We start from the raw sequence: 14190 nt of genomic DNA, 5'->3' as shown, positions 1-14190 counted from the left end.
GCACTCCAGCGCGGAAACCTCCCGGGGAGGTGAGCGCAGCGGCATCGAGGGCGAGGCGACGGATGCCGCGGGCCGGCGGCGCGCGCGGCGCGGCGCCGCGCGCGAGCGTCAGCGGGCCAGCCGGTCCTCCATGCCCCAGGGCTGCCCGTAGCCGCCGTCGGCCTCGGCGCGGGCCATGAGGTCGAGGAACGGCTTCGCGTCGAACGCCTCGGGGCCGAGCACGCCGCGGCCGGACCATGCCCCGGTGGCGAGCAGCTCGAGGGCCACCACCGGGTTCAGGGCGGTCTGCCACACGACGCACTGCGCCTCGTACTCGCGCATCGTCCACTCGTTGTCGCTCACGTGGTAGAGGTACACCTCGCGGGGCGCGCCGTCCGTGCCGGTGCCGGTGACCCAGAGCCCGGCGCACGTCTTGCCGGTCATGCGCGGGCCGATGGTGGCCGGGTCGGGCAGCGCCGCGGCGACGACGTCGCGCGGGGCGACCTCGACCGGGCCGTTCGCGCTGCGCACGCGGACCGGCGTGGTCGAGTCGAGCCCGAGCAGGTGCAGCGTCTTCAGCACGTTGATGAACTCGTCGCCGAGCCCGTACTTGAAGGTCACGCGCTTCGCGTCGACCCAGCGGGGCATGAGGAGCACCTCCTCGTGCTCGACGTTCACGCACTCGACCGGGCCGATGCCCTCGGGGAATTCGAACACCTCGGGCTCGCTGAACGGCGGAGTCGTGTACCAGCCGCGCTCCTTCTCCCACACGACGGGCGGGTTCAGGCACTCCTCGATCGTCGTCCAGATCGAGAACGACGGCGCGAAGACCTCGTTGCCCTCCTCGTCGCGCACGACGAGGTTCGCGCCGTCGCGCGTGCCGAGCTCGTCGATCTCGCTGAACAGGTGGTCGGCCGCGTAGCGCGCGAACACGTCGGAGAGCCCGGGCTCGACGCCCATGCCGACGAGCGCGAGGCGTCCGGCCTGCTCCCAGTCGTCGGCCTGCGCGAACTGGTCGTCGCCGAGCTTCACGCCGGTCTCGGCGTAGGGCTCGGACGGGTGCGGCTCGGAGAGGCTCATGGCCATGTCGAGGTAGTCGGCGCCCGCGGCGAGCGCGCCGCGGAAGATCGACGGCACGAACTTCGGCTCGACGGCGTTCATGACGTGGGTGGCGCCGTGCTCGCGGGCGACGGAGGCCACGACCTCGGGGTCGCTCGCGTCGACCTGCGCGGTGGCGAAGCGCGCGGCCACGGCGTCGCCGTGCTTCGCGGCGATCCAGTCGACCGTGCGCCGGGCACGGGATTCGTCGTAGTCGCTGACGATGAGGAGTTCGAAGAAGTCGCGGCGGGCGGCGACCTTGGCGATCGCATCGCCGACGCCCCCCGCACCGATGAGGAGGATTCGCATGCTGGGTACGGTAGCCCGGATCCGTCTAATTGTCCAGTTGGACAATCCAGTGGCGAGCGGCGGGCGGATCCGGCCGCGCCCCGCGGCGTAGACTCCGAGCAAGGGGGTGCGGATGCAGCACATCGTCGTGACCGTCAACGGCATCGACCGCTCGGACGGCCGGGTCGCCGCGCACGTGAACGCGCTCGACTGGCTCCGGGCGAAGGGTCTCACCGGCGCGAAGGAGGGCTGCGCCGAGGGCGAGTGCGGCGCCTGCTCGGTGCTGGTCGCCGCGCCCGGCGACGACGGCGGCACCGCCTGGACCGCGGTGAACTCGTGCCTGCTCCCGGCCGCCGCGCTCGACGGGCAGGAGGTGGTCACCGCCGAGGGCCTCGGCACGCCCGAGGCGATGCACCCCGTGCAGCGCGCCCTCGCCGCCGACGGCGGTTCGCAGTGCGGCTACTGCACGCCCGGGTTCGCATGCAGCATGGCCGCCGAGTTCTACCGGTCGGGGCGCGGCGACGGGTCGACGGCGGATGCCGCGGCATCCGCCCGCCCGCACGCACCTGCCGACCACGACCACGGGCCGAACGGCTTCGACCTGCACGCGCTCAGCGGCAACCTGTGCCGATGCACCGGCTACCGCCCGATCCGCGACGCCGCGTACGCGCTCGGCGTGCCCGAGGAGGGCGACCCGCTCGCCGTCCGGCGCACGCGCCCCGCGCCGGGGCCCCGGCCGACCGACGTGACCCATGACGACGAGCGGTTCGTCCGCCCGGCCGACCTCGGCGAGGCGCTGCGGATGCTGCGCGACGAGCCCGAGGCGACGGTGGTCGCCGGATCGACCGACTGGGGCGTCGAGGTGAACCTGCGCGGCCGCCGCACGCCCCTCACCGTCGCGATCGAGCACCTGCCCGAACTGCGCGAGGTGCGCGGCGACGACGCCGCGATCGAGATCGGCGCGGCCCTCAGCCTGAGCGAGGTGCAGCGACGGCTCGAGGGCCGGGTGCCCCTGCTCGACGCGCTCTTCCCCCAGTTCGCCTCGCCGCTCATCCGCAACCGCGCGACCCTCGGCGGCAACCTCGGCACCGCCTCGCCCATCGGCGACGCCGCACCGGCGCTGCTGGCCCTCGAGTCGCGCCTCGTGCTCGTCTCCGCCGACGGCGAGCGCGAGGTCGCCCTCGCCGAGTACTTCACGGGGTACCGGCAGACGGTCCGGCGCCGCGACGAGCTCATCCGCGCCGTCCGCATCCCGCTGCCGTCGGCGAACCTCGTCGCGTTCCACAAGGTGGCCAAGCGCCGATACGACGACATCTCGAGCGTGGCCGTCGGCTTCGCCGTCGACCTGGGCGACGACGGGACGGTCGCGGCGGCCCGCATCGGGCTCGGCGGGGTCGCGGCGACGCCGATCCGGGCGCACGCCACCGAGGCGGCGCTCACCGGGCGCCGATGGGACCTCGACACGATCCGCGAGGCGGCATCCGTCCTGGGCGACGAGGGCACCCCGATGTCGGACCACCGGGCGAGCGCGGAGTACCGCGCGCTCATGCTGAACCGGGCGCTGCTGAAGCTCTACCGCAGCACCGCACGCGAGGAGGTGACCGCATGAGCGAGCTCGCCGCGCGACCCGACCGCGCCGTGGTCGGCCGGCGGATGCCGCACGAGAGCGCCGCGCAGCACGCCACCGGCGTCGCGACGTACACCGACGACGTCGCCGCGCGCCGCGGCGACGTCCTCACGGCATGGCCCGTGCAGTCCGAGCACGCGCACGCCCGCGTGCGGATCGACACGGCGCCGGCGCTCGCGGTGCCGGGGGTGGTGCGCGTGCTCACCGTCGACGACGTGCCGGGCCTGAACGACGCCGGCACCAAGCACGACGAGCCGCTGTTCCCCGACGAGGCGAGGTACCACGGCCACGCGCTCGCGTGGGTGCTCGCGGAGTCCGCGGAGTCCGCGAGGCGCGGCGCGGCCGCGGTCCGCGTCGACTACGACCCGCTGCCGTCGATCATCACCATCGCCGAGGCGATCGAGCAGGGCTCGTTCCAGGGCTTCGCGCCGACCGTGCGACGCGGCGACGCGGCCTCCGCGCTGGCGGACGCGCCGCACGTGTTCGAGGGCGAGAGCGTCGTCGGCGGGCAGGAGCACTTCTACCTCGAGACGCACGCGTCGTTCGCGCACGTCGACTCCGAGGGCCAGGTCTTCGTCGACTCCAGCTCGCAGCATCCGTCGGAGACGCAGGAGATCGTCGCGCACGTGCTCGGCGTGCCCTCGCACCGCGTGACGGTGCAGGTCCTGCGGCTCGGCGGGGGGTTCGGCGGCAAGGAGATGCAGCCGCACGGGCTCGCGGCGGTCGCGTCGCTCGGCGCGGTGCTCACCGGGCGGCCGGTCCGGCTGCGGCTGACCCGCACCCAGGACCTCACGATGACCGGCAAGCGCCATCCGTACCACGCGGCCTGGCGCGCGGGCTTCGACGACGACGGACGCATCCTCGCCCTGGAGGCGACGCTCACGGCCGACGGCGGCTGGAGCCTCGACCTCTCCGAGCCCGTGCTCGGCCGCGCGCTGTGCCACGTCGACAACGCGTACTGGATCCCCGACGTCGCCGTGCACGGCCGCATCGCCAAGACGAACAAGACCTCGCAGACCGCCTTCCGGGGGTTCGGCGGGCCGCAGGGGATGTTCGTCATCGAGGACATCCTCGGCCGGGTCGCGCCCGCGCTCGGCATCGACCCGGCGACGCTCCGCGAGCGGAACCTCTACCGCCCGGGCCAGACGACGCCGTACGGCCAGGAGGTACGTCACGCCGAGCGGCTGCAGGAGATCTGGCGACGGGTGCGCGACGAGAGCGCGTTCGACGAGCGCCGCGCCGAGATCGCCCGCTTCAACGACGGCAGCCCCGACGTCAAGCGCGCGGTCGCGATCACGCCCGTGAAGTTCGGCATCTCCTTCACCTTCACGGCCTACAACCAGGCCGGCGCCCTCGTCCACGTCTACAAGGACGGCTCGGTGCTCGTGAACCACGGCGGCACCGAACTCGGCCAAGGGCTGCACACCAAGATGCTCCAGGTCGCCGCGACCGCGCTCGGCGTGCCGATCGGCGGCGTCCGCCTCGCGCCGACGCGCACCGACAAGGTGGCGAACACCTCCGCGACCGCGGCCTCGTCGGGCGCCGACCTCAACGGCGGCGCGGTCAAGCACGCCTGCGACCAGATCCGCGACCGGATGGCGGAGGTGGCGGCCGCGCACCTCGGCGGCGCCGTCGGCGACATCCGCTTCGCCGACGGGCTCGTCTCATCGACCGCCACCGGTCGCGAGATGCCGTTCGGCGAGCTCGCGGGCCTCTCCTACCACGAGCGGGTGCAGCTCTGGGCGGCGGGCTTCTACCGCACCGAGGGGCTCGGCTGGGACCCGGGGCTCATGCAGGGGACCCCGTTCAAGTACTTCGCCTACGGCGCGGCCGCAACCGAGGTCGAGGTCGACGGGTTCACCGGGGCGACGCGGCTGCGCCGCGTCGACATCGTCCACGACGTCGGCGACTCGCTCTCCCCCGGCATCGACCTCGGCCAGGTCGAGGGCGCGTTCATGCAGGGCGCCGGCTGGCTGATGCTCGAGGAGCTCCGCTGGGACGAGGGCGACGGCCCCGGTCGGGGACGGCTGCTCACCCAGTCGGCGAGCACGTACAAGCTGCCGAGCTTCTCGGAGCTGCCCGACGAGCTCAACGTCCACTTCCTCGAGCGCGCGACCGAGGACGGCGCCGTGTACGGCTCCAAGGCCGTGGGCGAGCCCCCGTTCATGCTCGCGTTCAGCGTGCGCGAGGCGATCCGCGAGGCGGTCGCCGCATTCGGCCCAGCCGGGCACGTCGTCGAACTGGCGTCGCCCGCGACGCCCGAGGCCACGTTCTGGGCGATCGAGTCGGCGCGCGGCGCGACCGGGGCCGCCGGCGCGCCGCGACCCGCGGACGCCGCGGCACCCGCCGCCGTACGGACCTGATCGGCGGCCGCATGGACTGGCTCGACGCCCTGCAGCGATTCCGGGAGGCCCGCACGCCGGCGGTGCTCGTCACGCTCGCGACCGTCCGGGGCCACGCACCGCGGAACGGAGGCGCGAAGATGGTGGTGTCCTCCGACGACGCCGTCGGCAGCGTCGGCGGCGGCAACCTCGAGGAGACGGCGGTCCGGCGCGCCCGCGAGATGCTCGACTCCGGCGCGTCGGAGCCCGAGCTGCTCACGCTGACGCTCAGCGATCGGGCGGTCGTCGACTACGGCGTGCAGTGCTGCGGGGGCGAGGTGACGATGCTGCTCGAGCCCGTGCCCGTGGTGCCGACGGTCGCGGTCTTCGGGGTGGGGCACGTGGGGTTCGAACTCGCGCGCGTCCTCGCGCGGCATCCGCTGCGGCTCGAACTGGTCGACTCGCGCGCGGAGATGCTCTCGCCCGACCGCCTCGGCGTGCCGGGTCGCACCGGGCCGTTCGCCGATGCGATCGCCGAACTCCGCCTGCACCACCTGCCCGTGCCCGAGTCGGCGCTCGCCGACCTTCCGGCCGGCGCGCACGTGCTCGTGATGACGCACGACCATGCCGAGGACCTCGCGATCTGCGACATGGCGCTCCGCACGACGGGCCTGGGGTCGATCGGACTCATCGGCTCGCGGTCCAAGTGGGCGCGATTCCGCACGCGCCTGCGCGAGGCGGGGCACGAGGATGCCGCGCTGGAGCGGATCACGACGCCGATCGGCATCGCCGGCATCCGCTCGAAGGAGCCCGCGGCGATCGCCGTGAGCGTCGCCGCGCGCGTGCTGCAGCTCGTCGAGGAGGCGGCGCGGCCCGCTCCCGCCGCGGTCAGCCCGCCGACGCGCGCTCGCGGGGCCTCGCCGGCGGGGTGACGTGCGCCTCGGCGTGCGCGCGATTGCGTTCGGCGATCACCGCGGCGCGGTCGAGGCGTTCTCGTTCGAGGCGACGCGCGAATGCCGTCCAGACGACCAGGGCGACCCCCGCACCGATGAGCGCCCCGCCGATGGTGTCGGTGACCCAGTGCACGCCCAGGTAGGTGCGGCTTACGGCCATGAGCAGCGTGTAGACGGCGCCGGTGATCCACACCCAGAGGCGCGGCACGATGATGCCGAGCGCGACGGCGATCGTCGCGGCGTTGGCGACGTGGCCGGAGGGGAACGAGCCGAAGTCCGACGCGACGAGCATGTCCTCGGGCCGGGCACGACCGAAGAGGTTCTTCAGCAGCTGCACGACCCCGGCGCTCGCCGCGGAGGCGACGACGAAGAACAGCGCCGCCCACGGGCGCCGGACCACCAGGAGGATCACGGTGATCGCGATCGGCACGACGAACACGCCGACGATCCCGCCGCCGAGCGCGTCCATGCCGAACGCGAACAGGTCGCCGATGCCGCCGCGGAGCACGAAGACGTCCTCCGCCCACTCCTCGTCGATCTCGAAGAGCGTGTCGGCCCTGAGCATGATGACCAGCCCGAGCAGCGCCGCGATGACCACCGCCGCGACGCCGGCCACGAACGGGACGAATCGCCCGACGTACTCGGTCCGCGCGGCGCGGGCCTCGGGATGGAGCTGGTCGGCGCGTGCCGCCGCCCGACCGTCGGCGCGGGCGGCGCCCTGCGCCCGCGGCCCATGGGGACGCGACTGGCTGACCTCTTCGTCGGAACGCCGCTCGCCGTCGGCCGATTCGCTCATCCCACCACGCTAGCCGCCGAACCGCGAACGACCTGAGAACGGATGCCGCGCGCCACGCGCCGTCGGGCGCGCGGGCTCAGAGCTCCCGCATGTAGAAGAGCATGCGGTAGTCGGCGCCCGGCTCGACGTTCACGAAGCCGTGCCGCTCGTAGAAGCGTCGGGTGTCGACGTCGACCTCGTCGACGTTGATGTGCATCTCGATGGCGTCGCGCTCGGCGACGGCGTCGAGGGCGGCGCCGAGCAGCCGGGTGCCGATTCCCCGGTCGCGGAGCTCCGGGCGCACGTACAGCTCCTCGAGTTGCGCGAGCGGGCCGTCGCCGTAGGGCGTCGGACGAAGGGTGAGGTAGGCGAAGCCCACGTCGTCCGCCGCCGACTCGGCGAGCAGCACGATCACGTCGTCGCGGTCGAGCAGCCGCTCGAACCGCCGCGAGAACTCCTGCGCCGAGGGGGTCGGCGACTCGAACTCGGTGTTGAAGTCGAACAGCATGCGCCCGACGATCGCCGAATCTCCGGCGGTCGCCCGCCGGATCCCGCTTCGCTCCACGTGCTCGCTCCGTCCCCCGACTGCGCGTTCGAACCAGTGCGTCCGAGCGTAGCCCAGGGTCGGGATCAGTCCGAGAGCGCCGGAACCGTCGAGGGCCGGACGAGCAGCCACACCGACGCGATCGCGACCACGGCTGCGCAGCCCATCAGCACCGCCATCGGCACCGCGGTGGCGACGCCGAAGGCGCCCGCCACCGGGGAGAGCGCACCGGCGAGCCCGAAGTTCAGGGCGCCGAGCAGGGAGGCCGCCGTGCCCGCCTCGGCACCGTGGTTGGCCAGCGCCAGCACCTGCACGGCGGGGAACGTGAAGCCGCACGCGGCGATGTAGATCCAGAGCGGGATGGCGGTGCCCCAGAACCCGGCGCCCGAGCTGTCGAGGACCACGATCGCCGCCGCCATGGCGACGTGCACGACCGTGGTGCCCGCGATGACGTACTGGGGCGGCACGGGCCCCCGGATGAGGCGGGACGAGACCTGCACGCCGACGATCACCCCGACCGAGTTGACCGCGAAGAGGATGCCGTACTCCTGCGGCGTGAAGCCGTACGCCTGCTGGAACAGGAAGGAGGAGGTCGAGAGGTAGGCGAACAGCCCCGTGAAGGTCATGCCGCCGACGAGGGCCGCGCCGAGGTAGACGCGATCGCGGAACAGCGCTCGATAGCGCTCCCGCATCGAGGCGTGGCCGGCCACGTGGCGCCGCGACTCCGGCAGGGTCTCGACGATGAGGAACGCGACGGCGAGCACGACCGCGAGGCCGTAGCCGCCGAGCACCCAGAACACGCCGCGCCAGTCCATGACCTGGAGCAGCTGCGACCCGACGACGGGCGCGATCACGGGGGCGAGACCGTTGACGAGGGCGAGTCGCGACAGCATCCGCACGAGCGGCTTGCCGCCGAAGAGGTCGCGCACCATCGCCATCGCGACGACGCCGCCCGCGGCGGCGCCGAACCCCTGCAGGAGTCGGAACACCGCCAGCCAGACGATGTCGGGTGCCAGCGCCGCGGCGACGGATGCCGCGATGTGCAGCGCCGTCGCGAGGATCAGCGGCAGCCGGCGGCCGACCTTGTCGCTCCACGGCCCGACGACGAGCTGACCGAGCCCGAATCCGACCATGGTCCCCGTGAGGGTGATCTGGATGGCGCTCGCGCTCACGCCGAGCTCGGCCTCGAGCGCGGGGAACGCGGGCAGGTACAGATCGATCGTGAACGGGCCGAGGGCCGTGAGGGAGCCGAGCACGAGGACGTACACGAGTCGCTGGCGTCGGCTGAGGAGGTCGCCGGGGTGACGTGCGGCGCCGACCTCGAGGTCGAGGTCGTCGGGCCGGACGACGGGGATGGAGGCGGTGGACATGGCGGTTCCCGGGGGCGTGCTCGAAGGGCGTGCGGAGGGCATGGCGCACGCCGTCGGGCGCCGGGCGGAGCGAACGCGGCGTCAGCGAACGCCGCGCTGGGGGATCTCGAGCGACCGAGGGCCGGCTCGAATCGATTCGACTCCACGACAGTCTAGCCCGCCGGTCCCCCTCCGCCGCAAGTCGCCACGACCTGCGCGCCCGATCGGCGGGGCCGCGTCAACCCTTGCCCGGCGCCGCTCCACGCCTGCGCCGAGCCCATGCGCAGCTCATTCGTCGGGCGTCGCGATCAGCGTGAGGAGGTTGCCGTCCGGATCGACGAGATGGCCCGCCCGAAGCCCCCAGTCCTGCCGGCGGACCTCATGGAGGCGGGGGAAGCCGGTCTCCTGCACGGGGACGCCGGCGGCCGCGACGGCCCCGGCGAGCTCATCGACGTCGCCGACGCGGATGGTGCAGCGCGAGGTGCTCGCCGCGGGATCGAGCTGCGCGTCGGGGAAGAACTCCAGCTCCAGTGCGCCCCGGCGCAGGATCATCCAGCCCTCGTCGCGGTACGAGCGGGTGAACCCGAAGCGGGCGTAGAACGCCTCGGTCGCGTCGAGGTCGCGGCACGGCAGGTTCGGGACCGTGCGGTCCCGGAGGGCGATGTCCGTCATGACCGGCATCATGCCCCGGATCTCGGACGGCGGCCAGACCGACGCCCCGAACCCGGGCGGCGACAGGACCATCGACCCGCGCGCGCCGGCCCGCGCCCGCCAGACTCGCGGCATGCCCCGTGCCCGCAACGTCGCGACGGCCGTGGTCGCCTCCCTCGCCGCGTCCGCCCTGCTCCTCCACCGCCTCGGCCGCACCTACGGCTCCACCGCAGCCGAACGGCGTCGACGACTGCCCGGCGACGAGGTCGTCTCACACCCCCGGATCGTCGCCACGCACGCCGCGACCCTCCCCGCCCCGCCCGAGCGGGTCTGGCCGTGGCTCGTGCAGGTCGGGTGGCACCGCGGCGGCTGGTACACGCCTCGGTGGGTGGACGTGCTGCTCTTCCCAGACAACTGGCCGAGCGCGAGCCGCATCCACGACGAGTTCCAGGACCTCGAGGCGGGCCACGTCATCCCGGACGGACCGCCCGAGACGATGTGCGGCTTCACCGTCCGCGAGGTCGCGCGCGCCGAGCACCTGGTGCTCGAGTCGACGACCCACCTCCCGCTCGCCTGGCGCCAGCGGGACCTCGCCCGCCTGCACTGGACGTGGAGCTTCATGCTGACGCCGGTCGACGGCGGCCACGCGACCCGGCTGGTGTTCCGCTGGCGCGCGCGAACCTCGCCGTGGTGGCTCACCCTCGGCGCCCACGCCGTGATCCTTCCGGCCGACTTCGTGATGTCTCGCGGGATGCTGCGGGGTCTCCCCGAGCGGGTGGCGACCCCCGCCGGGACCCCGTGACCCCGGCGGCGCCCCGGAGCCACGGCGTCCGGGCGCCGCTGTAGAGTCGGCGGGTGCTCACCCAGACGCCCGAGGCTGCGCGCGCCCGCCGGGTTGCGTCCCCGTCCGACGCGACGCGCGGCGCGGCGTGAGCGTCGCCGCGTACCTCACCGCGGCTACCCCGCCGCGCCTCGCCGTGGGCGGGATCACCATCGCGATCCCCGTCCTGGCGGTCGACCAGGGCGCCGGCGTCGCGGTCGGCGGGCTCCTGGCCTCCGCCGCGCTCGGACCGAGCATCGTCGCCGCGCCGATCGCCGGAGCGATGCTCGACCGCAGCCGCCGGCCCGGCGCGCTGATCGCCGCATCCGGCCTCATCATCGCGGCGGCCTACGCGTTCGCGGCGTTCCTGGGGCCGGTCCCCGCGTGGGCCGTCGCGGCAGCACTCGTCGTCGCCGGAACGGTCACCCCGTTCGTCTTCGGCGGTCTCTCGAGCTTCGTGACCGAGAGCATCCCCGACGAACGCCGCGCGTACGCGATCGACGCACTCGCCTACAACCTGGGCGCGGTCGCCGGTCCGGCCGCGGTCGCCGCAGCCGCCGCGCTCGGCTCGGCGCGCCTGGCCACGCTCGCGATGGCCGCGGCGGCGCTGCTCGGCGCCATCGGGGCAGGGCCCCTGCGGCTGCATCCCGCCGAGACGCCGGACGGCCGACCGCGGCCGTCGTTCCTCGGCACCATCGCCGCCGGGTTCCGCCACATCGCGACCCACCGGCCGCTCGCCGTGATCACCGCGAGCGGCACGCTCAGCCAGTTCGGCTCCGGCGGGCTCGCGATCGCCGCGGTCGCGCTCTCCGTCGCACGGACGGGCGACGCCGGCGAGGGAGCGATCATCGTCACGTCCTTCGCCGTCGGCGGACTGCTCGGGGCGCTGTGGAACTCGCGGCGCCCGCCGCGGCGCTCGCCCGAATGGGTGATGGGCTGGGGGTTCGCGGCCACCGGCGCGTGCACGGTCGTCGCCGCCGCCGACGTCGGGCCGGTGTGGGCGGTGATCGCGGTGGGAGCGTCCGGCCTGTTCACCGCCCCCAGCGCCGCGGCGATGCTCCTCATCCGCAAGCAGCAGAGCCCGCCGGCGCTCCGCTCGCAGGTGTTCACGGTGGGCGCCGGCCTGCGCGCCGCCGCCGCGGCCGCGGGCGCCGCCGTCGCGGGCCTCGCCGCGGGGGTCGGCGCCGAGGTGCTCATCATCGCGATCGGCGCGGTCTGGATCCTGTCCGGCGCCCTGCTCGCGGCCTACCCGGCGGGCGCCCCGGCCATCGACGGGACTAGCGGGGGACGTTCGTGAAGACGACCTGCTCGTACTGGAACGACGGGGCGGTCTGCATCGTCAGCGAGTCGGCGTCGGCCACCGACCACGCCTCGCGCCAGGTGATGGACTCGCCGGGGAGCACCGCGGTGGTCGGCGGGATGCCGACCTGACCGCCGTCGGCGCCGATGTCGATGATGCGGGTGGCCTCGGTGCCGTCCGACGAGAGCGTCGACAGCACCACCGGCTGCACGTTCTCGGACGAGTCGTTGGTGATGGTCAGCGTGAACACCAGGTCCTCCGCCTGGTCGGCGCCGGCTGAGAGATCGGACGGCGAGTACGCCTCGGGCTCCGACACCGTCATCGACACGCCGTCGTCCCAGACCATCGTGTCGCCGAACGCCAGTCCGTCGAAGGCCCCGGTCCCGGGCTCGTCGACCTCGGCGCCCTCGGTCGGCACCGGGGTGCCGAACTCCTCCTCGAGCTCCTGCTCGATCTGCTCCTGGATGACGCCCGAGTCGGCGATCTGCCCCAGGACGCCGAGCGTCACGAACGTGAAGACGAGGGCGCCGACGATCCCGCCCACGATCGACACGACGAGCGCCGTGATGGCCGGCCACTTCCGACCCTCGAGGAAGAGGGCGACGAGCGAGAGCACGAAGGCGATCGGGAGGACGATCCACGCGATGACCTGCACGAATGGAATGCACGCGAGCACGAACCCGATGCCGGCGGCGACCAGCGCGACCACGCCGAGCACGTTGACCTTGTCGGACGGCGGCGTGCCGGGGGCGCCGGGCGCACCCGCAGGGGTGCCGTACCCGGGCGACCCGGCCGGGGCGACCGCGTACTGCGTCGTCTCGGCGGCGCGATCGGTCGTGGTCCCGTACGGCAGGGTCTCGGTCCGGTCGGCGTCGGTCGCGGCCGTCGGCGCGCCGGCGCTCGCGAACGGCGCGGTGTGGTCGGTCCACCGGGTGCCGTCCCAGTAGCGCCGCTGCCCCCGCCCGTCGTCGTACCAGCCTGCGGGTGCGTTCGTGCCGTCGGTCATGCGTGCGATGGTTCCACCGGCCGGATGCCGCCGTGGGGTCGAAAGGCCCGTCGGCTCGATAGGCTGGATCGATGGCGTTCGAACCCCGCTCGATCCCGATCGACCCCGACGCGAAGGCGGCTCTGGCCGAGCGCGGCCTCGAGTACCGTCTCATCGATCCGGGCGACATCGCCTCGCTCGACGCCTGGATCGACGCCGACCACCGGGGCTTCCACCATGCGAGGCCCCGCGACGTCGGCCGCGAGTACGACCGTTCCGTGATGTCCGAGCGCCGGGTCCACGGGGTCTTCGACTCCACCATCGCCGAGCCCGCCGTCCCGGTCGCCACGGTCTCGAGCTGGCCCACCGGGCTGAGCGTGCCGGGCGGCCGCAGCGTCGACGGCTGGGCCGTGAGCTCGGTCACGGTCTCGCCCACGCATCGTCGCCGCGGCATCGCCCGCGCCCTCATGGAGGCCGAACTGGCGACCGCGAAGCGCGCCGGGGCCGCGGTCGCGATGCTGACCGTCACCGAGGCCACCATCTACGGGCGCTACGGCTACGCCCCGGCGGCGAGGTCGGCCACCGTCGAGATCGACCGGCGGCGGGCCAGGTGGGTCGGCCCCGACGCACCGGGCCGGGTCCACTTCGTGTCGCCCGAGAGCCTGCGCACCCAGGCACCCGCGATCTCCCGGCGTGCGGTGGCCCGCACCCCCGGCGAGATCGATCGCTGGCCGGGCGTGCTCGACCGCATGCTCGGGCTCGTCGACCCCGAGTCCGACTCGTCCCGGGCGCTGCGCGCCATCCGCTACGACGACGAGCACGGCCAGGCGCAGGGTTTCGCGACCTTCCGCGTGACGCGCGAGCCCAACCAGCCCGGCTGGGCCGAGTTCGACGTGCTCGCGGCGGCGACCGACGACGCGGAGCGGGCCCTGTGGCGGGTGCTCGTGGAACAGGACTTCGTCTCGGGGGTGCGCGGCCTGCTCCGGTCGGTCGACGAGCCGCTCGAGTGGATGCTGGAGGACCCGAGGGCGGTCTCCGTGCGCGACGTCGTGGACCACCTCTGGGTGCGCATCGTCGACCCGGCCGCGGCGCTCGCCGCACGGCGCTACGCCGCTCCCGGCGAGATCGTGCTCGACGTGACCGACCGGCTCGGGTACGCCGCCGGTCGCTACACGCTGCTCGCCTCGGCCGACGGCAAGGCCGTCGTGCACGTGCCCCGCGGAGACGCGGCGACCGCCGAACCGGCGCCCCAGCGCGAGCGGGCGAGGGCCCGCGCGGCCGGCGAGTCGGGCGGCCGCGCGGCGCGTGCCGCCGAGCCCCGCTCGATCCGGCTGGACGTGCGCGACCTCGCGTCGATCTACCTCGGCGGCGTGCGCCCCTCGGTCCTCGCCCGGGCGGGCCGCATCACCGAGACCTCGAAGGGCGCGATCGAGCTCGCCGACCGGATGTTCGCGTCGCCGCGGGCACCGCACCTCAGCATCTGGTTCTGATGGGCGGCCC

At 74.1% G+C, this 14190-nt stretch carries 12 protein-coding genes; 6 read left to right on the top strand and 6 right to left on the bottom strand.

Annotation, left to right across the window (positions count from 1 at the left end):
* Positions 1–108 precede the first annotated feature (108 nt).
* A complete protein-coding gene (locus ACUY4T_RS10860) occupies positions 109–1386 on the bottom strand; it encodes a saccharopine dehydrogenase family protein (protein WP_446018955.1) in 1278 nt (425 codons plus the stop codon).
* Between the two features lie 112 nt (positions 1387–1498).
* Between ACUY4T_RS10860 and ACUY4T_RS10855 the strand changes: the two genes are divergently transcribed.
* Genes ACUY4T_RS10855 through xdhC form a run of 3 tightly spaced genes read left to right on the top strand, consistent with a single transcriptional unit; the run spans position 1499 to position 6245 of the window.
* On the top strand, positions 1499–2974 hold the full coding sequence (locus tag ACUY4T_RS10855) for a xanthine dehydrogenase small subunit (protein WP_446018954.1): 1476 nt from the start codon (positions 1499–1501) through the stop codon (positions 2972–2974).
* Positions 2971–5355, top strand: coding sequence for a xanthine dehydrogenase molybdopterin binding subunit (xdhB, locus tag ACUY4T_RS10850; protein ID WP_446018953.1), 2385 nt, complete (start codon positions 2971–2973; stop codon positions 5353–5355). Before ACUY4T_RS10855 ends, xdhB begins: the two co-directional genes overlap by 4 nt.
* An 11-nt stretch (positions 5356–5366) precedes the next feature.
* Complete coding sequence (gene xdhC / locus ACUY4T_RS10845) at positions 5367–6245, top strand: xanthine dehydrogenase accessory protein XdhC (protein ID WP_446018952.1); 879 nt, start codon at positions 5367–5369, stop codon at positions 6243–6245.
* On the opposite strand, the gene ACUY4T_RS10840 is transcribed toward xdhC, so the two are convergent.
* The 4 genes from ACUY4T_RS10840 to ACUY4T_RS10825 all read right to left on the bottom strand — a co-directional run bounded on the left by ACUY4T_RS10840 (position 6202) and on the right by ACUY4T_RS10825 (position 9606).
* Positions 6202–7062 carry a phosphatase PAP2 family protein gene (locus ACUY4T_RS10840; protein ID WP_446018951.1) on the bottom strand — a complete coding sequence of 287 codons (861 nt, stop codon included), beginning with the start codon at positions 7060–7062 and terminating at the stop codon, positions 6202–6204. The two genes, xdhC and ACUY4T_RS10840, sit on opposite strands and share 44 nt — an antisense overlap.
* A gap of 76 nt (positions 7063–7138) precedes the next feature.
* Positions 7139–7549 carry a GNAT family N-acetyltransferase gene (locus tag ACUY4T_RS10835; protein WP_446019033.1) on the bottom strand — a complete coding sequence of 137 codons (411 nt, stop codon included), beginning with the start codon at positions 7547–7549 and terminating at the stop codon, positions 7139–7141.
* 122 nt (positions 7550–7671) lie between these two features.
* Complete coding sequence (locus tag ACUY4T_RS10830; protein ID WP_446018950.1) at positions 7672–8955, bottom strand: multidrug effflux MFS transporter; 1284 nt, start codon at positions 8953–8955, stop codon at positions 7672–7674.
* Between the two features lie 267 nt (positions 8956–9222).
* On the bottom strand, positions 9223–9606 hold the full coding sequence (locus tag ACUY4T_RS10825) for a DUF8817 family protein (protein WP_446018949.1): 384 nt from the start codon (positions 9604–9606) through the stop codon (positions 9223–9225).
* On the opposite strand from ACUY4T_RS10825, the gene ACUY4T_RS10820 reads away from it, so the two are divergent.
* Positions 9605–10387 carry an SRPBCC family protein gene (locus ACUY4T_RS10820; protein WP_446018948.1) on the top strand — a complete coding sequence of 261 codons (783 nt, stop codon included), beginning with the start codon at positions 9605–9607 and terminating at the stop codon, positions 10385–10387. The genes ACUY4T_RS10825 and ACUY4T_RS10820 overlap by 2 nt on opposite strands.
* Before the next feature lie 127 nt (positions 10388–10514).
* Positions 10515–11702, top strand: a complete 1188-nt coding sequence (locus ACUY4T_RS10815; protein WP_446018947.1) for an MFS transporter — start codon at positions 10515–10517, stop codon at positions 11700–11702.
* Here ACUY4T_RS10815 and ACUY4T_RS10810 read toward each other — a convergent pair.
* Entirely contained in the window at positions 11683–12711 is a 1029-nt protein-coding gene (locus ACUY4T_RS10810; protein WP_446018946.1) for a DUF2510 domain-containing protein, read from the bottom strand. The genes ACUY4T_RS10815 and ACUY4T_RS10810 overlap by 20 nt on opposite strands.
* A 71-nt stretch (positions 12712–12782) precedes the next feature.
* Here ACUY4T_RS10810 and ACUY4T_RS10805 point away from each other — a divergent pair, with 71 nt between their 5' ends.
* Entirely contained in the window at positions 12783–14180 is a 1398-nt protein-coding gene (locus tag ACUY4T_RS10805; RefSeq protein ID WP_446018945.1) for a GNAT family N-acetyltransferase, read from the top strand.
* The last annotated feature ends 10 nt before the right edge of the window (positions 14181–14190 follow it).

This window comes from Agromyces arachidis (assembly GCF_052805135.1).
The sequence above is the reverse complement of the archived record's forward strand: the minus strand, read 5'-3'. Positions and strand labels throughout refer to the sequence as shown.